Below are 22,553 nucleotides of genomic sequence, written 5' to 3'. Positions count from 1 at the left end.
GCCGCCTACGTCACCTTGAGCTCCAGAATCCGGTCGTCCGCCTCCTTCGCATCGCCCCGGCCGTCCGTGTTGCTGGTCGTGAGCCACAGCTTGTCGCCACCCGCCGCGACCACGGTGCGCAGACGGCCGTACTCGCCCTCCAGGAAGGCCTGCGGGTCGGCCGCGGCCTCCGTGCCCTTCAGGGGGATGCGCCACAGTCGCTCGCCCCGCAGGCCCGCCATCCAGACGGAACCCTCGGCATGGGCGATGCCGCTGGGCGAGGCCTCGGCCGTGCCCCACTGGGCCAGCGGGTCGTGGAACCCGTCGCCGCCGGACCTGCCCTCCGCCTCCGGCCAGCCGTAGTTGTCACCCGGCTTGATCGCGTTCAGCTCGTCCCAGGTGTGCTGGCCGAACTCCGAGGCGAACAGCCGCTGCTCGGCGTCCCAGGCCAGTCCCTGCACATTGCGGTGACCGTAGGAGTACACCGGGGAGTCCGGGAACGGGTTCCCCGGTGCCGGCTCGCCCTCCGGCGTCAGGCGCAGGATCTTGCCGCCGAGGGAGTCCCTGTCCTGGGACAGCTCCCTGTCGCCGCTCTCGCCGGTGCCCGCGTACAGCATCTTGTCCGGGCCGAAGGCGATCCTGCCCCCGTTGTGGATGACGCCCTTGGGGATGCCCTTGAAGATGGTGTCCGGAGCGCCCAGTTGCTCACCGGACGGCTTCTTCGCGTCGTACAGCATGCGGACGATGCGGTTGTCGGAGGCCGAGGTGAAGTAGGCGTAGACCATGTGGTCCGAGGCGAAGTCGGGGGAGAGCGCGATACCGAGGAGGCCGCCCTCTCCGGCGGGCGACACTCCGGGCACCTCGCCCAGCTCGGTCTTCTTCCCCGTTCTCTCGTCGACCCGTGTGATCGTGCCCTCGTCGCGCGAGGAGACCAGCAGGCCGCCGTCCGGCAGCGGGGCGAGGCCCCAGGGGCTGTTCAGACCGGTGGCGACCGTGCGGACCACCTTCACGGAGCCCTTGGCCGGGGGTGTCTCCGTGGCCGGCGACCGTGCGGGCGGGGACTGCGCCGCCGTACGGCTCGGGGCGGCGCTCCCGTTCGCGCCCGGTGTCTCTCCGTCGTCGGAGGAGCAACCGGCGGTCAGCAGGAGCGTGGCGGTGGCCAACACGGCCGTCACGGCTCGACGTTGCACGATCTTGGTCCCTTCGACGCGGTGGCTTCCACTTGTCTTACACCGCCCGAGCCTTCCCGGTTCCCGACCACCGACCCCCGAATCCCGCGAAGCCGCGACCCGCACGGGGGAGCGGCCCCTCCCCGGGCGCCGGACGGGACCGGCGTGGACCCGGTGCGCGCTGCGGCCCTCGGCCGGGGCGCCGCGGTCCTTGTGTGTGGTGCGGTCCTCGGCCCGGCGCCGGCCGGGACCGGCGTGGACCCGTTGCACGGTGCGATCACAGACCCGGCGTCCGACGGGCCCGGCCCGCCCCGTCACTCCCTCGGCCCCCGGCCGGGGAGGACCTGGCCGAACTCGGCCTGCCCCCGGACGGAGCGGGCCGAGCCGGAGCTACGCGGCCCTCGGACGGAGAGCGGCGCCCTCGACACAGCACCGGACGGCGACCGGCGTGGGCCCGCGACCGGGACAGACGGGTGTGGGCCCGCTAGCGGAATACCTGCGTGGTCCGTGAACGGGACCAGCCCGGCGTGGGCCCGCGATCGGGTCGGCCCGCTGTGGCCGGCGAGCGGGATACCTGCGTGGTCCGTGAACGGGACCAGCCCGGCGTGGGCCCGCGATCGGGTCAGCCCGGCGTAGACCTGCGAACGGGGTACCCGCGTGGTCCGCGACCGGGTCAGCCCGGCGTGGGCCCGCCCGCGGGGCAAACCCGCGTGGACCGCCGACCGGACCGTCAGCGATCTCGGCCGGGCAGGACCCGGGCGTCCGTCCGGGCCGTCACTCCCACGACCCCTGTGCCGCCGGCAGGCCGCGCACCTCCGCCAGGTCCTGCGGCGTCAGCCGCAGCGCGGCCGCCCCGGCGTTCTCCGCCACCCAGCGCTCGTGCTTCGCGCCCGGCACCGGGACCACGTGCCGTCCCTGCGCCAGCACCCAGGCCAGCGCCACCTGGGCCGGCGTGACGTCGTCGCCGTGCCGGGCCGCGATCCGGCGCAGTCCGGCCACGATCGGCTGGTTGGCGGCCATCATCTCGGCGGTGAACCGGGGGTGCCGGGCGCGCAGGTCCTCCGGTTCGAAGCCCTGGCCGGGCGTCAGCGTGCCGGACAGGAACCCGTTGCCCAGCGGCATCGCGGCGAGCAGGCCGACCCCGCGCGCCTCGCACCACGGCAGCAGCGACTGCAGCGCCTCCGGCGACCACACCGACAGCTCGGCCTGCACCGCGCTCACCGGGAAGACCTGCTGCACCCGCTCCAGCTGCCGGATCGTCGCGTCGTGCAGCCGCGCCCCCGGCCGCCGGGCCGACCGCGCGCCGACCGCGCAGAGCCCCAGCGCCCGTACCTTCCCGGCCCGTACCAGCTCGGCCATCGCGCCCCAGGTCTCCTCCACGGGCACCTCGGGATCGGCGCGGTGCAGCTGGTACAGGTCGATGACGTCCGTCTGCAGCCGGCGCAGGGAGGCGTCGCAGGCGCGCCGCACATAGCCGGGGCGGCCGTTGGCCACGATGTGCTGGTCGCCGACCAGGAGACCGACCTTGGTCGACACGAAGGCGTCCGAGCGTCGCTCCTTCAACACCCGCCCCAGCAGCAGCTCGTTGGTGAACGGGCCGTACATGTCCGCCGTGTCCAGCAGGGACGAGCCCACGTCGAGCGCCCGGTGCACCGCCCTGAGCGACTCGTCACCCCGTTGCCGCGACGCGCTGTACGCCCAGCTCATCGGCATGCACCCCAGGCCGACGGCCCCCACCGCGAGTGCCGCCGCGCCGATCGTCCTGCGCTCCACCTGGTCGTGACCCTCCCTCTTCAGGTCACCCAACCTAACCTCTGCGCCTCCGCGCCCCTGACATAGCCTCCTGACCATGACTGCTGACGTGTGGCTGCCCATCCCGCCGGACGAGATCGACGGGCTCCCCGAGGGTCTCGCGTACCGCTTCTGGGACGGTGCCGAGGACTTCCCCGCGGACCCGGCCGACTGCGCGTACTACGTCGTCCCCTACATGAAGCCCGCCGGGATCGGAGTGCGCCCGCTGCCGCAGATGGGCTCCGTACAGGTCGTGCAGACGCTGTCCGCGGGCATCGACCACGTGCTGCCGGGACTGAAGCACCTGCCCGCCGGCGTGCGCCTGTGCAACGCGCGCGGGGTGCACGAGGCCAGCACCGCCGAACTCGCCCTCACGCTCATCCTCGCGTCGCTGCGCGGCGTCCCCGACTTCGTGCGGGCGCAGGACAGAGGGGAGTGGCTGGGCGGGTTCCGGCCCGCACTGGCCGACCGGAACGTGCTCATCGTGGGATACGGATCGATCGGCGCGGCGATCGAGGACCGGCTCGTGCCCTTCGAGGTCGCGCGGGTGGCGCGCGTCGCGCGCTCCGCTCGCACCACGGCGCGCGGTCCGGTGCACCCGCTCACCGAACTGCCCGCCCTGCTCCCGGAGGCGGACGTCGTCGTCCTCTCGACGCCGCTCACCGAGAGCACCCGCGGCCTGGTGAACGGCGACTTCCTGGCCCGGATGAAGGACGGTGCGCTGCTCGTCAACGTCGCCCGCGGCCCCGTCGTCGACACCAAGGCCCTGCTCGCCGAACTGGAGAGCGGCCGCATCACCGCCGCCCTCGACGTCACCGATCCCGAACCGCTGCCCCCGGGCCACCCGCTGTGGCAGGCTCCGGGAGTACTCGTCAGCCCGCACGTCGGCGGGCCGACGTCCGCCTTCCTGCCGCGCGCGAAGCGGCTGCTGGTGGACCAGTTGAACCGCTTCGTGAACCGGGAGCCACTGCGCAACGTGATGCTTACGACGGGCGAGTAATCCATTTCGGCACCCTCCGCGACCCTCCGGATGCGGTGGGTGCCCGCATTCCCCCTGGTCGTCACGGAGCGTAGAGAACCTATGTCCCTGAGTGACGGAACTGGTGTATCGTCCCGACAGGGGCTGCGCCGCGGAACGCTCGGCGCCGGGGATGGACACTGCAGACTGTGAGGGGGGCGACAGGCGATGCACGGCCTATGGACGAGCGATCCGACGCGGCGGAGCCGCCGGCGACGGCCCTGGCGCGCGGCCGCGCACACACGCGGTCGGCACGGCGGCCACCACAGCCACCACAGCCATCACCAGCGCAGGCAGGGTGTCCGCAGGAGGCATGCCCACCCGGTGCACCGGGACCCGCGGGACCCGGGAGCGGCGCGGAGCGGGAGGTACCGGTGAGTCCGCCGCCCCCCGCGCCCACCCTCGACAAAGCGCTGCTGCGGACCCGGAAGGCGCCGGGACCGCTGCCGCCCCGCCGGTCCGCCGCCTCCGCCGGACCGGCCCTGTGCCGCCAGCTCGCCCTGGCCCTCGTCTGCGCGGGGTACGCCGTCGGCTCCGCGCTCGGCTGGGGTTCGGAGCACCTGGCCAGGATCATGGGCGACTTCGGCCTCAGCGCCGCGGCCGCCGCCGCGGCCGTGTCCTGCTTCCTCTACGCCCGCTGCCACCGGGTCCCCTTCCGGCCGGCCTGGCTGCTGTTCGCCCTCTCCTCGGCGATGGCTGCCCTGGGCAACCTGGTCTGGGGGTGGTACGAGGTCGTCCTGGGACGGCCCGTGCCCAGCCCCAGCTACGCGGACCTGTTCTTCCTCTGCTTCGCGCCGCCCGCCATCGTGGGGCTGCTGGTGCTGGCCAAACGCCCGGTGACGAAGGCGGGTTGGGTCTGCCTCGTCCTGGACGCCTCGCTGATCGGCGGCTCGCTGCTCACGCTCGCCTGGAGCCTGGCGCTGGCGCAGGCGGCGCAGGCCGACGGTTCGAGTGTGGCCCACACGGCGCTGTCGCTCGCGTACCCGCTGCTCGACATCGCCCTGATCAGCATGGTGCTCGCGCTGCACTTCAGGCGTTCGCCCGCGCACCGGTCCGCGGTCAACACCGCGATCGGCGCGCTCGCCCTGACGGTGATGTGCGACGCCCTGTTCACCTCGCCGCTGCTGCACAGCAGCTACCGCTCGGGTCAGTTGCTGGACGCGGGCTGGTTCGCCGGCTCGCTGCTGCTCGCCTACGCCCCCTGGGCCGGGTGCCGGCAAGGCCGGCCCGCGGACGACCACCCGCACGCGCGCGCGGTCCACGAGTACCTGCCCGGACCGCGCACCGCCGGCCCGCACCCGGTGCCCGCACAGGGCGGGGAGCACAGCCGCTATGCGGCCGCCCGGCCCATCGCCGGCTCACTGGCCGCGCTCACCCCGTACCTCGCCGCCGCGGTCTGCACCCTGGGGATCCTCTACAACGTCCTCAACGGCCGCAGCGTCGACCGCGTCGTGCTGCTCACCGGCGGCACGGTGGTGCTCGCGCTGGTGATACGCCAGGGCATCATGCTGCTCGACAACATCACCCTCACCCAGGAACTGGCCCAGAAGGAGAACCACTTCCGCTCCCTGGTGCAGGGATCCAGCGACGTCATCATGATCGCCGCGCCGAGCGGCGTCCTCCGGTACGTCTCCCCGGCCGCCGCCGGGGTCTACGGACGCCCCGCCGAGGAACTGGTCGGCAGCGAGCTGGCCGGTCTCATCCACCCGGAGGACCTCGGCTGCGTGGTGCACGAGGTGCGCCGCTTCCTCGCCGCCAGCCCGGTCGAGGAGCCCACCACGCGCATCGAGTGCCGTTTCCGGTCCGGCGACGGCGGCTGGCTCAATGTCGAGTCGACGGTCAACCGCCACCAGGGCGGCCTGATCTTCAACAGCCGGGACGTGACCGAGAGAGTGCGCCTGCAGGCGCAGCTCCAGCACAACGCCGAGCACGACCCGCTCACCGACCTGCCCAACCGCGCCCTGTTCACCCGGCGCGTCCAGCAGGCCCTGTCCGGCCGCCGCGCCTCCGACCGGGGCTCGGCGCTGCGCGGTACGGCGGTCCTCTTCATCGATCTCGACGGCTTCAAGGCCGTCAACGACACGATCGGGCACCAGGCCGGGGACGAACTGCTGGTCCAGGCCGCCCGCAGACTCCAGGAGGCGGTCCGCAAGGGCGACACCGCGTCCAGGCTGGGCGGGGACGAGTTCGCCGCCCTGATCGTCGGGGACGGCGCCCGGGACCGGGCCGCCCGCGAACGGCACATCCTGGAGCTCGCCGACCGCCTCAGGGTGACGCTGTCGCAGCCGTACCTCATCGACGGCAACGATGTCCGTGTCAACGCCTCCATCGGGGTCGCCTTCGCCGAACCCGGCCTCGGCGCGGGCGAACTGCTGCGCAACGCCGACCTCGCCATGTACCGCGCCAAGGCGGGCGGCAAGGGACGCGTGGAGCTGTACAAGCCGCAGATGCAGCAGGACGTCGTACGCAAGGCCGAGCTGGCCACGCGGTTGCGCGCCGCGCTGCACGACGGCGAGTTCGCGCTGCTGCACCAGCCGGTGGTGTCCCTGGCGGACGGCCGGATCACCTCCGTCTGCGCCCAGGCGCGCTGGCGTTCCTCCCAAGGGGTGCTGTTCACGCCCGCCGAGTTCCTGCGCGTGGCCGAGGACGGCGACAAGACCGCCGAACTGGACCGCTGGATGCTGGAGGAGGCCGTCGAGCAGGCCGCCGAACGGGCGGCGGCGGGACTGCCGGTGCCGGTGGCCGTCCGTGTCGGCGCCCGCCGGCTGCTGGACCGCTCCATGCCGCTCGGCTCCGTGGAGGCCCTGCTGACCCGGTACGGGCTGCCGCTCGGCTCCCTGGTGATCGAGCTCGCGGACACCGACCCCCGGGTCGGCCTGGACGAGCTGGAGCGGAGGCTGAACGCCCTCCGGCGGGTCGGCGTCCGGATCGCGCTCGACGGCTTCGGCAGCGGCTACGCGGCGATCACGGCCCTCAGACGGCTCCCCGTGGACGTCCTCAAGCTCGACCGCGGCCTGGTCGAGGGCGTCGTCGAGTCGGCGCGGCTGTACAAGATCACAAGTGGTCTGCTCCGCATCGCCACCGACCTCGGGCTGAAGTCCGTGGCCGACGGGGTGGACCTGCCCGAGCAGGTCGTCGCCCTGCGCGCGATGGGCTGCACGCACGGACAGGGCATGGCCTTCTCCGGGCCGCTGGACGAGTACCGGCTGCGCAGAGCGCTCGGCACCGGCCACTACCCGGTGCCGCACGGCCCGGCGGCACCGGCGTTCGCGGGCGGCGGCACGGGCGTCTACTCCAACGGCGTGACGTCCGGCGTGGCGGCCGGCGGCACCAAGGGAGTGGGCAACGGGACGGCCGGCGGGGTCGCCAACGGCGCAGGCACGGGCCTGCCCGCCGTCCTGGGAGGCAGTACGGCCCTCCGCTCACATGATGAGACTCCCGTCCCACCCACTTGACAGTGAGTGCGTGCCGGGGGGAGGGTCAGTGCCATGCGCACCCGAATTCTCGTACTTGGAAAGCGCGTCGGCTGAAGCTGGTGACGTCCGGACCGACCCGGACTCCCAGCGACCCACACCCGGCGCGCTCCCCTCGCTTGCCTTATGGCACGAGGGGTTTTTTGTTGCACCAGCACCTGCCGTACCGCGGTCGCACACCGCGCAAACTTCGCAAAAACCCTCAGCATCGAGAAGAGAATGCCGATGACCGAGCAGGCCACCGGGGCCCATCACCCGCAGCCGCGGCCCCGATCCGGAGGACAGCAGTCCGCGCCCGAGCACGTCACGGGAGCGCAGTCCCTCATCCGCTCTCTCGAGGAGGTCGGCGCCGACACGGTATTCGGCATTCCCGGCGGCACGATCCTTCCGGCGTACGACCCGCTGATGGACTCCACCAAGGTGCGCCACGTCCTGGTCCGCCACGAGCAGGGCGCCGGCCACGCCGCCACCGGCTACGCGCAGGCCACCGGCAAGGTGGGCGTCTGCATGGCGACCTCCGGCCCCGGCGCCACCAACCTGGTCACCCCGATCGCCGACGCCAACATGGACTCCGTGCCGCTGGTCGCGATCACCGGGCAGGTGGTGTCCTCCTCGATCGGCACGGACGCCTTCCAGGAGGCGGACATCGTCGGCATCACCATGCCGATCACCAAGCACAGCTTCCTGGTCACCAAGGCCGAGGACATCCCCCGGGTGATCGCGCAGGCGTTCCACATCGCCTCCACCGGCCGCCCGGGCCCGGTGCTGGTCGACATCCCCAAGGACATCCTCCAGAAGAAGACCACCTTCTCCTGGCCGCCGGTGATGGACCTGCCCGGCTACCGCCCGGTGACCAAGCCGCACGCCAAGCAGATCCGCGAGGCCGCCAAGCTCATCACCTCCGCCAAGCGGCCCGTCCTCTACGTCGGCGGCGGCGTGCTCAAGGCGCAGGCCACCGCCGAGCTGAAGGTCCTCGCCGAACTCACCGGAGCGCCCGTCACCACCACCCTGATGGCGCTCGGCGCGTTCCCCGACAGCCACCCGCTGCACGTGGGAATGCCGGGCATGCACGGTGCGGTCACCGCCGTCACCGCGCTGCAGAAGGCCGACCTGATCGTCGCCCTCGGTGCCCGCTTCGACGACCGCGTCACCGGCAAGCTGGACAGCTTCGCCCCGTACGCCAAGATCGTCCACGCCGACATCGACCCCGCCGAGATCGGCAAGAACCGCGCCGCCGACGTGCCGATCGTCGGCGACGCCCGCGAGGTCATCGCCGACCTGATCCAGGCGGTGCAGAAGGAGCACGGCGAGGGCAACAAGGGCGACTACACCGCCTGGTGGAAGGACCTCAGCCGCTGGCGCGACACCTACCCCCTCGGTTACGACCAGCCCGAGGACGGTTCGCTCTCCCCGCAGGCGGTCATCGAGCGCATCGGGCAGCTGGCGCCCGAGGGCACGATCTTCGCGGCGGGCGTCGGCCAGCACCAGATGTGGGCCGCGCACTTCATCCAGTACGACAAGCCCGCCACCTGGCTGAACTCCGGCGGCGCCGGAACCATGGGCTACGCCGTCCCGGCCGCCATGGGCGCCAAGGCCGGCGCGCCCGACCGGACCGTCTGGGCGATCGACGGCGACGGCTGCTTCCAGATGACCAATCAGGAGCTCACCACCTGCGCCCTGAACAACATCCCCATCAAGGTCGCCATCATCAACAACGGCGCCCTCGGGATGGTCCGCCAGTGGCAGACCCTGTTCTACAACCAGCGCTACTCCAACACGGTGCTGCACTCCGGTCCCGACGACATCAACCCGGAGGCCCGGGGCACCCGGGTCCCCGACTTCGTGAAGCTGTCGGAGGCCATGGGCTGCTACGCCATCCGGTGCGAGGACCCCGCCGACCTCGACAAGGTCATCGAGGAGGCGAACTCGGTCAACGACCGGCCGGTCGTCATCGACTTCGTCGTCCACGAGGACGCCATGGTGTGGCCGATGGTCGCCGCCGGCACCTCCAACGACGAGATCATGGCCGCCCGGGACGTCCGCCCCGACTTCGGCGACAACGAAGACGACTGAGCGAGAGAGACCAAGAGACCATGTCCAAGCACACGCTCTCCGTCCTGGTGGAGAACACGCCCGGCATCCTCGCCCGGATCGCCGCCCTGTTCTCCCGCCGCGGCTTCAACATCGACTCGCTCGCCGTCGGCGTCACCGAGCACCCCGACATCTCCCGCATCACCATCGTCGTGGGGGTGGAGGACCTGCCGCTGGAGCAGGTGACCAAGCAGCTCAACAAGCTCGTCAACGTGCTCAAGATCGTCGAGCTGGAGCCCTCGCAGGCCGTGCAGCGCGAACTCGTCCTGGTGAAGGTGCGCGCGGACAACGAGACGCGCTCCCAGATCGTCGAGATCGTCCAGCTGTTCCGCGCCAAGACCGTCGACGTCTCCCCGGAGGCCGTGACGATCGAGGCCACCGGCAGCGGCGAGAAGCTGTCCGCCATGCTCAAGATGCTGGAACCGTACGGCATCAAGGAGCTGGTCCAGTCAGGCACGATCGCGATCGGCCGCGGCGCCCGTTCGATCACGGACCGCTCGCTGCGCGCGCTCGACCGCTCCGCCTGACGAGGGAGACGGGCGGCCGGCCGGACGTACCGGCCGCCCGTATTCCGAGATCCTGAAACTTCCCTTCCCCTCACCGGCATACGGTGGGACGCAACACCTGCACACAAGGAGAGAACCCAAAGTGGCCGAGCTGTTCTACGACGCCGACGCCGACCTGTCCATCATCCAGGGCCGCAAGGTCGCGGTCATCGGTTACGGCAGCCAGGGCCACGCCCACGCCCTGTCGCTGCGCGACTCCGGCGTCGACGTGCGCGTCGGTCTGCACGAGGGCTCCAAGTCCAAGGCCAAGGCCGAGGAGCAGGGCCTGCGCGTGGTGAGCCCGTCGGAGGCCGCCGCCGAGGCCGACGTCATCATGATCCTGGTCCCGGACCCGATCCAGGCCCAGGTCTACGAGGAGCACATCGCCAAGAACCTGAAGGACGGCGACGCGCTGTTCTTCGGCCACGGCCTCAACATCCGCTACGGCTTCATCAAGCCCCCGGCCGGCGTGGACGTCTGCATGGTCGCCCCCAAGGGCCCGGGCCACCTGGTGCGCCGTCAGTACGAGGAGGGCCGCGGCGTTCCCTGCATCGCCGCCGTGGAGCAGGACGCCTCCGGCAACGCCTTCGCGCTCGCCCTGTCCTACGCCAAGGGCATCGGCGGCACCCGTGCCGGCGTCATCAAGACGACCTTCACCGAGGAGACCGAGACCGACCTGTTCGGCGAGCAGGCCGTGCTCTGCGGCGGCACCGCGGCGCTGGTCAAGGCGGGCTTCGAGACCCTGGTCGAGGCCGGCTACCAGCCGGAGATCGCCTACTTCGAGTGCCTGCACGAGCTGAAGCTGATCGTCGACCTCATGTACGAGGGCGGCCTGGAGAAGATGCGCTGGTCGATCTCCGAGACCGCCGAGTGGGGCGACTACGTCACCGGCCCGCGGATCATCACCGACGCCACCAAGGCCGAGATGAAGAAGGTCCTCGCCGAGATCCAGGACGGCACCTTCGCCAAGAACTGGATGGACGAGTACCACGGCGGCCTGAAGAAGTACAACGAGTACAAGAAGCAGGACTCCGAGCACCTGCTGGAGACCACCGGCAAGGAGCTGCGCAAGCTCATGAGCTGGGTCGACGAGGAGGCGTAAGCCGCCCGCCCGAAGGGGCCGGAGCATGTTGCTCCGGCCCCTTCGGCGAACCCCGGGTAACGTCGTATGTGCGGCGTTGTCCAACCCGTCCAGCCACGGACGGGTGATCCTTCCGTAGCGGCGTAAGACGACGCCCTCGGCGCCACTACACTGCTGCACAACATACGCGTCAGGCCCACAGCGTCGTGCGTCTTCCACGCGGCTAGCAACCCTCCACCGCCTGCGGCCGTCGGGACGGCCGTCCGCATTGGACTTGTGAGGACTCACGTGAGCTCGAAACCCGTCGTACTCATCGCTGAAGAGCTGTCGCCCGCGACCGTGGACGCGCTTGGCCCGGACTTCGAGATCCGCCACTGCAACGGCGCGGACCGGGCCGAACTGCTCCCCGCCATCGCCGACGTGGACGCGATCCTGGTCCGTTCCGCCACCAAGGTCGACGCCGAGGCCATCGCCGCCGCCGGCAAGCTGAAGGTCGTCGCGCGTGCCGGCGTCGGCCTGGACAACGTCGACGTCTCCGCCGCCACCAAGGCCGGCGTGATGGTCGTCAACGCCCCCACCTCCAACATCGTGACCGCCGCCGAGCTGGCCTGCGGTCTGCTCATCGCCACCGCCCGCAACATCCCGCAGGCCAACGCCGCGCTGAAGAACGGCGAGTGGAAGCGCAGCAAGTACACCGGCGTCGAGCTGGCCGAGAAGACCCTCGGTGTCGTGGGCCTGGGCCGCATCGGCGCCCTCGTCGCGCAGCGCATGTCCGCCTTCGGCATGAAGGTCGTCGCCTACGACCCCTACGTGCAGCCCGCGCGGGCCGCGCAGATGGGCGTCAAGGTGCTGTCGCTGGACGAGCTGCTGGAGGTCTCCGACTTCATCACCGTCCACCTGCCGAAGACCCCCGAGACCCTCGGCCTGATCGGCGACGAGGCGCTGCGCAAGGTCAAGCCGAGCGTCCGCATCGTCAACGCCGCGCGCGGCGGCATCGTGGACGAGGAGGCGCTGTACTCGGCGCTGAAGGAGGGCCGCGTCGCCGGTGCCGGGCTCGACGTGTACGCCAAGGAGCCCTGCACGGACTCGCCGCTGTTCGAGTTCGACCAGGTCGTCTGCACTCCGCACCTCGGCGCCTCCACCGACGAGGCGCAGGAGAAGGCCGGCATCGCCGTCGCCAAGTCGGTGCGCCTCGCCCTCGCCGGTGAGCTGGTCCCCGACGCGGTCAACGTCCAGGGCGGTGTCATCGCCGAGGACGTCAAGCCGGGCCTGCCGCTCGCCGAGCGCCTCGGCCGCATCTTCACCGCGCTCGCCGGCGAGGTCGCCGTCCGCCTCGATGTCGAGGTCTACGGCGAGATCACCCAGCACGACGTGAAGGTGCTGGAGCTCTCCGCACTCAAGGGCGTCTTCGAGGACGTCGTCGACGAGACCGTGTCGTACGTCAACGCGCCGCTGTTCGCCCAGGAGCGGGGCGTCGAGGTCCGCCTGACCACCAGCTCGGAGTCGGCCGACCACCGCAACGTCGTCACCGTGCGCGGCACGCTCTCGGACGGCGAGGAGGTGTCGGTGTCCGGCACGCTGGCCGGCCCGAAGCACCTGCAGAAGCTCGTCGCGGTCGGCGACTACGACGTCGACCTCGCGCTCGCCGACCACATGGTGGTGCTGCGCTACGAGGACCGTCCGGGTGTCGTCGGCACCGTCGGCCGGATCATCGGCGAGGCGGGCATCAACATCGCCGGCATGCAGGTCGCCCGCGCGACGGTCGGCGGCGAGGCGCTCGCGGTGCTCACGGTCGACGACACGGTGCCCGCCGGGGTGCTGGCCGAGGTCGCGGCGGAGATCGGCGCGACGTCCGCCCGGTCGGTCAACCTGGTCTGAGGTGACCGTCGCTCCGGGGGCTGCCGCCCCCGGGGCCCGCTTCGGCCCTGAACGGGCCTCGTCCTAGACGCCGGACGGACTGACTCGGTCGGCCTGTCCGGCGTTTTCCGTGTCCGCAGCCTTGCGCACCCGGATCCCGCGCAGTCCCTTCGCCGCCAGTCCCGCGGCAGCGGCGAGCACCACCGCCCCCGCGATCGCCGCCCCCTGCATCCCGCTCGTGAATGCCTCCCGTGCCGCCGTCGCCAGGGCGTCTCCCGCGCGCCCCGGGAGTTCGGCGGCGACGGCGAGTGCGCCGCCCAGGGTCTCCTGGGCCGGGGCGGGGGCCGAGGCCGGGATCTCGTGGCGGTAGACGGCCGTGCCGATGGAGCCGAGGGCGGCCATGCCCATGGCGCCGCCGAACTCCGTGCCGGTCTCCAGCAGGGAGGAGGCCGACCCCGCCTTCTCCACCGGCGCCGAAACCAGGGCCAGGTCCGTGACCAGGGACATCACGACCACGATGCCGGCGGCCAGGACACCGCACCCGGCCAGCACCAGCCACAGGGAGTCCGTACCGGCGAGCGCCAGCAGGCCGTAGCCGGCCGCAGCGGTCACGAACCCGCCCGTCACCACGTACGCACGCTCGGCGCCCCGCTGGACGAGCTGCGCGGCGACCGGTGCGGCGGCACCGATCAGCACCGACGGCAGCAGGCTCCACAGCGCGGCCTCCAGCGCGCTCTTGCCGAGGACCGACTGCAGGTACTGGGTGGTGAAGTAGGCCGAGCCCATCATCCCGAACGCCGACACCGTGTTGAGGACGACCGCCGGGGTGAAGCCGTGCCCGCGGAACAGCGCGGGGGAGATCATCGGCGAGGCCACCGTGCGCTGGCGGTGCACGAACAGCGCCGCGAACAGCAGGCCGACGGTGATGGAGACGACGTAGCGGACGTTCCAGCCCTCCGAGGGCAGCTCCTTCAGGCCGTAGACGACGGGGAGCACGGCCGCCATGGAGAGCGGGATGCCGAGCAGGTCGAAGCGGCCGGGGGCGGGGTTCCGGGACTCCGGGAGCAGGAGCGGGCCGAGGAGCAGCAGCAGGGCCATCGCGGGCAGGTTCACCAGGAAGACCGAGCCCCACCAGAAGTGCTCCACGAGCACGCCGCTCATCACCGAGCCGAGTGCGACGCCGGCGGTCATCACCCCGGACCACAGGCCGATCGCCTTCGCCCGCTGGACGGGGTCGGTGAACATCGTGCGGACCAGCGCCATCGTCGACGGCATCAGGGTCGCGCCGCCGATGCCGAGGAGTGCGCGGGCCGCGATCAGGGTCTCGGCGCTGTGCGCGTAGGCCGCGAGCAGGGAGGCGGTGCCGAAGGCCGCCGCGCCGATCAGCAGGAGCCTGCGGCGGCCGATGCGGTCGCCGAGCGCGCCCATCGTCATCAGCAGGCCCGCCAGCACGAAGCCGTAGATGTCGAAGATCCACAGCTGCTGGGTGCCGGTCGGTTCGAGGTCCGCGCTGATCTGCGGGATGGCGAAGTAGAGGACGGAGACGTCCATGGAGACCAGCAGCAGCGGGAGCATCAGCACGCCGAGCGCGGTCCATTCGCGGCGCCCGGCACGGGTCGGGTTCGTTGTCATGCCGGTGACTGTACGCATGTCTTATACGACTGTCTAGAACAAGCGTATAAGACGCGTGTACAGGCAGGTGGGTAGGCTGGCGCCATGGGACACCGTGAGGATCTGCTCGAGGGCGCCAAGCGCTGCCTGCTCGACAAGGGCTTCATGCGCACGACGGCGCGTGACATCGTCAAGGAGTCGGGGACCAACCTGGCGTCCATCGGCTACCACTACGGGTCCAAGGACGCGCTGCTCGCCCAGGCGTACATCTCGTTGGTGGCGGACACGGGCGACGCCTTCGAGGGCGATGTGGACGGCAGCGAGCCCGGCTCCCTCGAACGCTTTCAGCAGGTGTGGACGAACATCATCGGCACCATGAAGGATCCAGGCTCGGTCTGGCGGCTCAGCATGGAGGCCCTCGCCTTCGGCGACCGGCTCCCCGAGGTCCGCGACCACCTGGCGGCGCTCCAGCGGGAGGCCGGGCGCGGGCTGATCCCGCTGCTGATGGGCGGCCGTGAGGAGGACGTGTCCGACGAGACCGCGGACACCCTCGGCATGTTCTACGTGACCCTGATGACGGGCCTCATCGCCCAGTGGACCTTCGATCCGAAGTCGGCGCCCGGCAGCGAGCAGCTGACGGCCGGTCTGCGCCAGGTGGTCGAGGCCGCCCGGGCTACAGGCGGTGCGCCTTGAGCGCCATGTGCAGCAGCAGCCGGTCCTCGCCGTCGTCCAGGTCCAGGCCCGTGAGCTGCTCGACCCGGGACAGCCGGTAGTACAGGGTCTGGCGGTGGATGCCCAGTGCGGCGGCCGCACGGCCGGCCTGGCCCGCGCAGTCGAGGTACACCTCGGCGGTGCGGGCGAGTTCGCGGTGGGCGGGGGGCAGCAGCGCCCTGACGGCGGGGTCGTGGGCTGCCTGTGCGGGCAGGGCGGTCAACAGCCGGAACGGACCGATGGACGCCCACTCGGCCACCGGACCGAGCCGGCTCTCCGCGAGCGCCGCCCGGGCCGCCCCCGACGCCTCCCGCCAGGCCGCCCCCAGCTCCGCCAGCCCGGTGCGCGGGGCCGCGATCCCGGCCGCGGCGCCGGGTGCCCCGCCCGTCCCGCGCGCCCGTTCCAGCAGCCGCCCCGCCGCCGAGGTCGCCGGAGTCAGCACCTCCGCCGAGCGCAGCCGGACCAGCAGCGCCAGGGACTGGACCGCCGCCCCCGTCACGCCGCGCGCAGCGGAGGAGCCGCTGTCCCACGGCACCGTGCACAGGGCCGTCGCCCCCGGAACCGTGCGGACCGAGGGCGCGTCCTCCGGGTCGGCGGAAGGCCAGGGGGTCACGCACACCACCGTGTGCAGGCTGTCGGCGCGTGAGCCGAGGGCGGTGCGCAGCTCGGCGACCGCCATGTCCCGCTGCCAGTCCCGCTCCGCCGTCAGCACCGCCCGCAGCTCCCTGCTGAGGTCGGCGCCGTGCTGCGCCTCGTCCGCGAGCAGCGCGCCGATCCGGGCCGTGACGTCCATGGCCGCCGCCAGCTGGCGGTCGGTGGGGCCCGGGTCGGTGTCCAGCAGCCAGACGTAGCCGAGGACGACGCCCCGGTGGCGTACCGGCAGGCAGGTGCGCCCCCGGTACACGCCGGCCTCCGGGGTCGGCGGGATGCGGACCGGGCCGGTCGCGCGCGCGATGCCGAAGCCCTCGAACCAGGCCCGGACGGCCGCCGTCGAGCGGCGGGTGAGGATCGAACGGGTGCGCACCGGGTCCAGGGCCGACGGGTCGAGGTCGCCCTCGCTGTCGTAGGCGCCGAAGGCGATCAGCTCGAAGTGGCGGTTCTCCAGGGTCGCGGGCGCGCCCAGCAGCTCCGAGATCTCGTCGACCAGCTCCTGGTAGTCGCCCTTGAATTCCGACGTCACCCGGGCATTCTGCCCCATTCACCCAGCGCCTTCATACACCTGTCTGAGATCTGCGGCACGGATGCGTGACAGCTGTCGATGGCTGACGATCGGGGGGATCCTTAGATTTCACGGTGGTTCTCCGTGCCGTCCCGAAAAACCCGGTCTTCGCGGCGCGGCCTCGTGTTGTTCTGCAAGGTGGAGGTGCCCCCGTGCTGGGTCCCGTGATTCTCGCCGCGTCGCGCAGCGACAAGATGCGACGTCTGGTCTCGGCCGCGCCGGTGACCAAACCGGTCGTCGACCGTTTCATCCCCGGCGAGACCGTCGACGAGATCCTGCCGATCATCCGGCGCCTGACCGAGCAGGGCCTGGAGCTGACGATGGACGTCGTCGGCGAGGACATCACGAAGCCCGAGCAGGCCGAGGCGGCCCGGGACGCGTACCTGGAGCTGATCGACCGGCTCAAGCCGCTGGACCTCGGCACGCGCGCCGAGATGTCGGTGAAGCTGTCGATGTTCGGCCAGGCGCTGGACGGGGGCCACGAGCTGGCCCTGAAGAACGTCCGCCCGGTCGTCGAGGCCGCCGCCGAGATCGGCACCACGGTCACCCTCGACGCCGAGGACCACACCACCCTCGACTCGATGTTCGCCATCCACGAGGAACTGCGCAAGGACGTCCCGCAGACCGGCTGCGTGATCCAGGCGTACCTCTTCCGCACCGAGGCCGACGCGCGCCGGCTCGCCGACAGCGGCAGTCGCGTACGGTTGGTGAAGGGCGCCTACAAGGAGCCCGCCGAGGTCGCCTACCAGCAGAAGCAGGAGATCGACAAGGCGTACGTGCGGATCCTGCGGACGCTGATGGAGGGCGAGGGTTACCCGATGATCGGGTCCCACGACCCGCGCCTGATCTCCATCGCCCAGGAACTCGCCCGGCGCGCCGGGCGCAAGCTCGACGAGTACGAGTTCCAGATGCTGTACGGCATCCGCAGCGACGAGCACCTGCGACTGGCCGCCGAGGGCCACCGCATGCGCGTCTACACGGCCTACGGCACCGACTGGTACGGCTACTTCATGCGCCGTCTGGCGGAGAAGCCGGCGAACCTGCGCTTCTTCGTCCGCTCGATGGTCAGCAAGGGCTGAGCCCGCACCCCAGCTCGAAACACCGCTCAAGTCAAGGAGTCCCGGAACCCATGGACGCTGTGACCCAGGTCCCCACCCCCGTCAACGAGCCGGTGCACGGCTACGCCCCCGGCTCGCCCGAGCGTGCCCGTCTGGAGGCCAAGCTCAAGGAGCTGGCCGACAACCCGATCGACCTGCCCTGCACCATCGGCGGCGTCAAGCGGATGGGCGGCGGCGAGCGCTTCGACGTCGTGCAGCCGCACAACCACAAGGCGCGCCTGGGCACGTACGCGAACGCCACCCAGCAGGACGCCCAGGACGCGATCGACGCCGCCCTGGCCGCCGCCCCGGCGTGGCGCGCGATGTCCTTCGACGACCGCGCGGCGATCATCCTGCGCGCCGCCGAGCTGCTGGCCGGCCCGTGGCGCGAGACCATCGCCGCCTCCACCATGCTCGGCCAGTCCAAGACGGCCCAGCAGGCCGAGATCGACAGCCCCTGCGAGCTGGTCGACTTCTGGCGCTTCAACGTCCACTACGCCCGCCAGATCCTGGCCGAGCAGCCCCCGGCCAACTCGCCGGGCGTGTGGAACCGCCTGGACCACCGCCCGCTGGAGGGCTTCGTCTACGCGATCACGCCGTTCAACTTCAGCGCCATCGCGGCCAACCTGCCCACCGCCCCGGCGCTCATGGGCAACGTCGTGGTCTGGAAGCCGTCCCCGACCCAGACCCACGCCGCCGTGCTGCTGATGGAGCTGCTGGAGGAGGCCGGTCTGCCCAAGGGCGTGATCAACCTCGTCACCGGTGACGGCATCGAGGTCTCCAAGGTCGCCCTGGAGCACCGCGACCTCGCGGGCATCCACTTCACCGGCTCGACCAAGACCTTCCAGCACCTGTGGAAGACGGTCGGCAACAACATCGAGAAGTACCGCACCTACCCGCGCCTGGTCGGCGAGACCGGCGGCAAGGACTTCCTGGTCGCCCACCCGAGCGCGGACCGCGCGGTGCTGAAGACCGCCCTGACCCGCGGTGCCTTCGAGTACCAGGGCCAGAAGTGCAGCGCCACCTCGCGCGCGTACATCCCGGCGTCGATCTGGAACGACGGCTTCAAGGAGGAGTTCGCCGCCGAGATCGACTACCTCACCATGGGTGACGTCACCGACCTGTCGAACTTCATCGGCGCCGTCATCGACGAGCGGTCCTTCGCCAAGAACAAGGCCGCCATCGACCGCGCCAAGGAGGACGACACCTGCACGATCGTCGCGGGCGGCTCCTACGACGACTCGGTCGGCTACTTCGTCCGCCCGACCGTCATCGAGTGCACCGACCCGGAGAACGAGGTCTTCCGCACCGAGTACTTCGGCCCGATCCTCGCCGTGTACGTCTACGAGGACGACAAGTACGACGAGATGCTGACCCAGATGGAGTCGGTCTCCGACTACGCCCTCACCGGCTCGGTCATCTCCAACGACCGCGCGGCGGCGGCGTACACGATGGAGAAGCTGCGCTACGCGGCCGGCAACTTCTACATCAACGACAAGTCGACCGGTGCCGTCGTCGGCCAGCAGCCCTTCGGCGGCGGCCGTGCCTCCGGCACCAACGACAAGGCCGGCGCCCCGCAGAACCTGATGCGCTGGACCCTGACCCGCGCCATCAAGGAGACGCTGGTCGCCCCGACCGACTACACCTACCCGCACATGGGCTGACACCCCGACGCACCCCGGACGGGCCAGGTCTTCGGACCTGGCCCGTCCGCGTGCTTCCGGGCCCAGGGCCTAGCCGGGCATCTCCGTCCGCTCCCACCACTCGTACACCCGGAGCCTGCCCTCCGGTGTGTCCGCGTGGCGGTCGGTGGGCCTGAAGTGCTCGTAGCCGTTGCGCAGCTCGATCTTCAGGTCCTCTCCGGGCGTCGTGATCGGGACGACCCGTTCGGGCAGGTCCTGCGGGCCGCCCTCGAGAAGTGCCTTGGCCGTGTCGCTCATGCCCTCACCGTTCCCTCGGCCGGAGCCCGGTGCCACACCCCGCGCGGAGGATCAGTCGTGTGGGCTAGGCCGCGAAACCGCAGGTCGGCGCCGTGTGACCCACTCCACCGTCTCAGATAGTAGGAAGCCCAAGTAATTGTGCAGACAGGAGCGCGCCGCTCCCTTAGTTTTGTAGGAGCCGAACGTCTCGCTCGATCAAGCGAATGGCGGTCGTGAGCCGGGCCCCGTGCAGGCAACCCCTGCGGCCCGTGGCTCCCCGCCCCTTCCGGCGTCTCGTAATCCCCTTTCCGCACTCCACATCTGTGTCGAAGGAGTCGATTCCCCATGGCCGAGACGACCGTCCGCCGCCGAGTCCGTCACATCTCCCGCACCGGCGACTCCGACCGCAAGAACGCCGCCGCCGCCCTCCAGCGCGCCCTCGACCGCCGCGACAACGGCGGCGAGACCGGCCACTGACGGGCGCGACACATGCGGTGTCCGGATGGCGGACGCCGCATGTCATCCCGTGGGACGAGGAGTAGGGTGCCGCCATGTCTCGCAGCATCAATCTCGCAGTGATCCCCGGTGACGGCATCGGCCAGGAAGTCGTGGCCGAAGGTCTCAAGGTCCTCTCCGCCGTCCTTCCGCAGGATGTGAAGCTGGAGACCAAGGAGTACGACTTCGGCGCCAAGCGCTACCACGCCACCGGTGAGACCCTCACCGACGCCGACCTCGACGCCCTCAAGGCGCACGACGCGATCCTGCTCGGCGCCATCGGCGACCCGTCGGTGCCCTCCGGCGTCCTGGAGCGCGGCTTCCTGCTCAAGCTCCGCTTCGCCTTCGACCACCACGTCAACCTGCGCCCGAGCAAGCTCCTGCCCGGCGTGGCCACCCCGCTCGCCGGCCAGCCGGAGATCGACTTCGTCGTCGTCCGCGAGGGCACCGAGGGCCCGTACACCGGCAACGGCGGCACCATCCGCAAGGGCACCGAGCACGAGGTCGCCACCGAGGTCTCCGTCAACACGGCCTACGGTGTCGAGCGCGTGGTCCGCGACGCCTTCGCCCGCGCGCAGGCCCGCCCCCGCAAGAAGCTCGCGCTGATCCACAAGAACAACGTGCTGACCTTCGCCGGCCACCTGTGGACGAACGTCTTCAACAAGGTGGCCGAGGAGTACCCCGAGGTCACCACCGAGTACATGCACGTGGACGCGGCGACGATCTACCTCGTCACCCAGCCCGAGCGCTTCGACGTGATCGTCACCGACAACCTCTTCGGCGACATCATCACCGACCTCGCCGCGGCCGTCTCCGGCGGCATCGGCGTCGCCGCGAGCGGGAACATCAACCCGTCCGGCGAGTTCCCCTCGATGTTCGAGCCGGTGCACGGCTCCGCGCCCGACATCGCCGGCCAGGGCAAGGCCGACCCCACCGCCACGGTCCTGTCCGTCGCCCTGCTGCTGCGCCACCTCGGCTACGACGCCGAGGCGACCCGGATCGAGGACGCGGTCGCCGCCGACCTCGGCGAGCGCGGCGACAAGCCCGCCCGCAGCACCTCCGAGATCGGCGACGCACTCGCCGTACGAGTAGCCGGCTGACCCCGGCGCACTCGAAATCCAACCTTTCGAAGCCGCCGGGTCCGAAAAACAAGGCACCCGGCGGCTTTCTCCTGCGTCCGCCAGGTGCGACCATCGAACCCTGGGCCGCATTCACCCCGTTTCATCCGTCGCTGCCCGCGCGCGATAATCGAACGCGAAGCCGCGACATGAGGGAATGCTCGGACGTCCTAGCACTGGCCACCGGCCGTACGGGCGTGACCGCGGCCCGTCACAACCGACCGGTGAAGGACATCTACCCATGACGACGCCCACGATCGAGCTCAAGCCCTCCGCCAACCCGCTCTCCGCCGCAGAGCGCGAGGCGATCCTGGCCAACCCCGGGTTCGGCCGCCACTTCACCGATCACATGGTGACGATCAAGTGGACGGAGGGCCGCGGCTGGCACGACGGACAGCTCGTCCCGTACGCCCCGCTCTCCCTCGACCCGGCCACCATGGTCCTGCACTACGCGCAGGAGATCTTCGAGGGCCTGAAGGCCTACCGCCGGCCCGACGGATCCGTCGCCACCTTCCGCCCGGAGAAGAACGCCCAGCGCTTCCAGTCCTCCTCCCGCCGGCTCGGCATGCCGGAACTGCCGGTCGAGACGTTCATCGAGGCGTGCGACGCGCTGGTGAAGCAGGACCAGGACTGGGTGCCGGCGCACGGCGGGGAGGAGTCCCTCTACCTCCGTCCCTTCATGATCGCGACCGAGGTCGGCCTCGGCGTGAAGCCCGCCAACGAGTACCTCTTCATCGTCATCGCCTCCCCGGCCGGCGCCTACTTCCCCGGTGGCGTCAAGCCGGTCTCCATCTGGGTCTCCGAGGACCGCGTCCGCGCCGTCCCCGGCGGCATGGGCGACGCCAAGACCGGCGGCAACTACGCCGCGTCCCTGCTCGCCCAGGCCGAGGCCGCCACCAAGGGCTGCGACCAGGTCTGCTACCTCGACGCCATCGAGCGCAAGTGGGTCGAGGAACTGGGCGGCATGAACCTGTACTTCGTGTACGGCAACAAGATCATCACGCCGTCCCTCACCGGCTCCATCCTGGAGGGCGTCACCCGCGACTCCCTCCTCACCGTCGCCCGCGACCTCGGGTACGAGGCGGAGGAGGGCCGCGTCTCCGTCGACCAGTGGCAGCGCGACTCGGAGAACGGCACCCTCACCGAGGTCTTCGCCTGCGGCACGGCGGCCGTGATCACCCCGGTCGGCACGGTCAAGCGCGCCGGCGCCGAGTGGCAGCAGAGCGGCGGCGAGCCCGGCGAGGTCACGCAGCGCCTGCGCCGTGCCCTCCTCGACATCCAGCGCGGCACCGCCGAGGACGTGCACGGCTGGATGCACACGCTGGCCTGATCTTCGCGAACGGCCGTCGGGGCCGCTTCGGACACCGTGTCCGAAGCGG

The 22,553-nt window shown here is 71.2% G+C and carries 17 protein-coding genes; 12 read left to right on the top strand and 5 right to left on the bottom strand.

Annotated features, from left to right (window positions below; translation table 11 throughout):
• Positions 1 to 5: 5 nt before the first annotated feature.
• Both H0H10_RS18065 and H0H10_RS18060 read right to left on the bottom strand, forming a co-directional pair.
• Positions 6 to 1,154, bottom strand: coding sequence for a PQQ-dependent sugar dehydrogenase (locus tag H0H10_RS18065; RefSeq protein WP_188182026.1), 1,149 nt, complete (start codon positions 1,152 to 1,154; stop codon positions 6 to 8).
• 768 nt (positions 1,155 to 1,922) lie between these two features.
• Entirely contained in the window at positions 1,923 to 2,921 is a 999-nt protein-coding gene (locus H0H10_RS18060) for an aldo/keto reductase (protein WP_188182025.1), read from the bottom strand.
• Between the two features lie 76 nt (positions 2,922 to 2,997).
• Between H0H10_RS18060 and H0H10_RS18055 the strand changes: the two genes are divergently transcribed.
• The 6 genes from H0H10_RS18055 (at position 2,998) to serA (ending at position 13,025) form a co-directional block, all read left to right on the top strand.
• Complete coding sequence (locus H0H10_RS18055; RefSeq protein WP_188182024.1) at positions 2,998 to 3,939, top strand: 2-hydroxyacid dehydrogenase; 942 nt, start codon at positions 2,998 to 3,000, stop codon at positions 3,937 to 3,939.
• Between the two features lie 392 nt (positions 3,940 to 4,331).
• A complete protein-coding gene (locus H0H10_RS18050; protein ID WP_188182023.1) occupies positions 4,332 to 7,412 on the top strand; it encodes a putative bifunctional diguanylate cyclase/phosphodiesterase in 3,081 nt (1,026 codons plus the stop codon).
• A 243-nt stretch (positions 7,413 to 7,655) separates the two neighbouring features.
• Positions 7,656 to 9,503: an acetolactate synthase large subunit gene (locus H0H10_RS18045; RefSeq protein WP_188182022.1), complete on the top strand. Its 1,848-nt coding sequence runs from the start codon at positions 7,656 to 7,658 to the stop codon at positions 9,501 to 9,503.
• 20 nt (positions 9,504 to 9,523) lie between these two features.
• Positions 9,524 to 10,048 carry an acetolactate synthase small subunit gene (gene ilvN / locus H0H10_RS18040; protein WP_010048631.1) on the top strand — a complete coding sequence of 175 codons (525 nt, stop codon included), beginning with the start codon at positions 9,524 to 9,526 and terminating at the stop codon, positions 10,046 to 10,048.
• Between the two features lie 121 nt (positions 10,049 to 10,169).
• The gene (ilvC, locus tag H0H10_RS18035) at positions 10,170 to 11,168 is read left to right on the top strand and encodes a ketol-acid reductoisomerase (protein WP_188182021.1); all 999 of its coding nucleotides are present in this window, start codon (positions 10,170 to 10,172) and stop codon (positions 11,166 to 11,168) included.
• Positions 11,169 to 11,435: 267 nt separating this feature from the next.
• Positions 11,436 to 13,025, top strand: a complete 1,590-nt coding sequence (gene serA, locus H0H10_RS18030) for a phosphoglycerate dehydrogenase (RefSeq protein WP_188182020.1) — start codon at positions 11,436 to 11,438, stop codon at positions 13,023 to 13,025.
• A 63-nt stretch (positions 13,026 to 13,088) separates the two neighbouring features.
• Here serA and H0H10_RS18025 read toward each other — a convergent pair whose 3' ends face one another.
• On the bottom strand, positions 13,089 to 14,654 hold the full coding sequence (locus tag H0H10_RS18025; RefSeq protein WP_188182019.1) for an MFS transporter: 1,566 nt from the start codon (positions 14,652 to 14,654) through the stop codon (positions 13,089 to 13,091).
• A 66-nt stretch (positions 14,655 to 14,720) separates the two neighbouring features.
• Between H0H10_RS18025 and H0H10_RS18020 the strand changes: the two genes are divergently transcribed.
• Positions 14,721 to 15,308, top strand: coding sequence for a TetR/AcrR family transcriptional regulator (locus H0H10_RS18020; RefSeq protein WP_188182018.1), 588 nt, complete (start codon positions 14,721 to 14,723; stop codon positions 15,306 to 15,308).
• Here the strand turns inward: H0H10_RS18020 and H0H10_RS18015 are convergent.
• Entirely contained in the window at positions 15,289 to 16,524 is a 1,236-nt protein-coding gene (locus H0H10_RS18015; RefSeq protein ID WP_188182017.1) for a PucR family transcriptional regulator, read from the bottom strand. The two genes, H0H10_RS18020 and H0H10_RS18015, sit on opposite strands and share 20 nt — an antisense overlap.
• A gap of 173 nt (positions 16,525 to 16,697) precedes the next feature.
• Between H0H10_RS18015 and H0H10_RS18010 the strand changes: the two genes are divergently transcribed.
• Positions 16,698 to 17,624 (top strand): proline dehydrogenase family protein, encoded by a 927-nt coding sequence (locus H0H10_RS18010; protein ID WP_188182016.1) that lies wholly within the window; start codon positions 16,698 to 16,700, stop codon positions 17,622 to 17,624.
• A gap of 50 nt (positions 17,625 to 17,674) precedes the next feature.
• Positions 17,675 to 19,306, top strand: a complete 1,632-nt coding sequence (gene pruA, locus H0H10_RS18005) for an L-glutamate gamma-semialdehyde dehydrogenase (protein ID WP_188182015.1) — start codon at positions 17,675 to 17,677, stop codon at positions 19,304 to 19,306.
• Positions 19,307 to 19,375: 69 nt separating this feature from the next.
• Here pruA and H0H10_RS18000 read toward each other — a convergent pair whose 3' ends face one another.
• Positions 19,376 to 19,582 carry a DUF5988 family protein gene (locus tag H0H10_RS18000; RefSeq protein WP_188182014.1) on the bottom strand — a complete coding sequence of 69 codons (207 nt, stop codon included), beginning with the start codon at positions 19,580 to 19,582 and terminating at the stop codon, positions 19,376 to 19,378.
• A gap of 324 nt (positions 19,583 to 19,906) precedes the next feature.
• Between H0H10_RS18000 and H0H10_RS40545 the strand changes: the two genes are divergently transcribed.
• The 3 genes from H0H10_RS40545 to H0H10_RS17990 all read left to right on the top strand — a co-directional run bounded on the left by H0H10_RS40545 (position 19,907) and on the right by H0H10_RS17990 (position 22,504).
• Positions 19,907 to 20,038, top strand: coding sequence for a hypothetical protein (locus H0H10_RS40545; RefSeq protein ID WP_262506273.1), 132 nt, complete (start codon positions 19,907 to 19,909; stop codon positions 20,036 to 20,038).
• Positions 20,039 to 20,112: 74 nt separating this feature from the next.
• The gene (locus tag H0H10_RS17995; protein WP_188182013.1) at positions 20,113 to 21,156 is read left to right on the top strand and encodes a 3-isopropylmalate dehydrogenase; all 1,044 of its coding nucleotides are present in this window, start codon (positions 20,113 to 20,115) and stop codon (positions 21,154 to 21,156) included.
• A 259-nt stretch (positions 21,157 to 21,415) separates the two neighbouring features.
• Positions 21,416 to 22,504 carry a branched-chain amino acid aminotransferase gene (locus H0H10_RS17990; RefSeq protein WP_188182012.1) on the top strand — a complete coding sequence of 363 codons (1,089 nt, stop codon included), beginning with the start codon at positions 21,416 to 21,418 and terminating at the stop codon, positions 22,502 to 22,504.
• Positions 22,505 to 22,553: the final 49 nt, after the last annotated feature.

Origin of the sequence: Streptomyces griseicoloratus (genome assembly GCF_014534645.1) — a bacterium.
Taxonomy (GTDB): domain Bacteria; phylum Actinomycetota; class Actinomycetes; order Streptomycetales; family Streptomycetaceae; genus Streptomyces; species Streptomyces griseicoloratus.
This window is presented reverse-complemented; position numbering and strand designations above follow the sequence as displayed.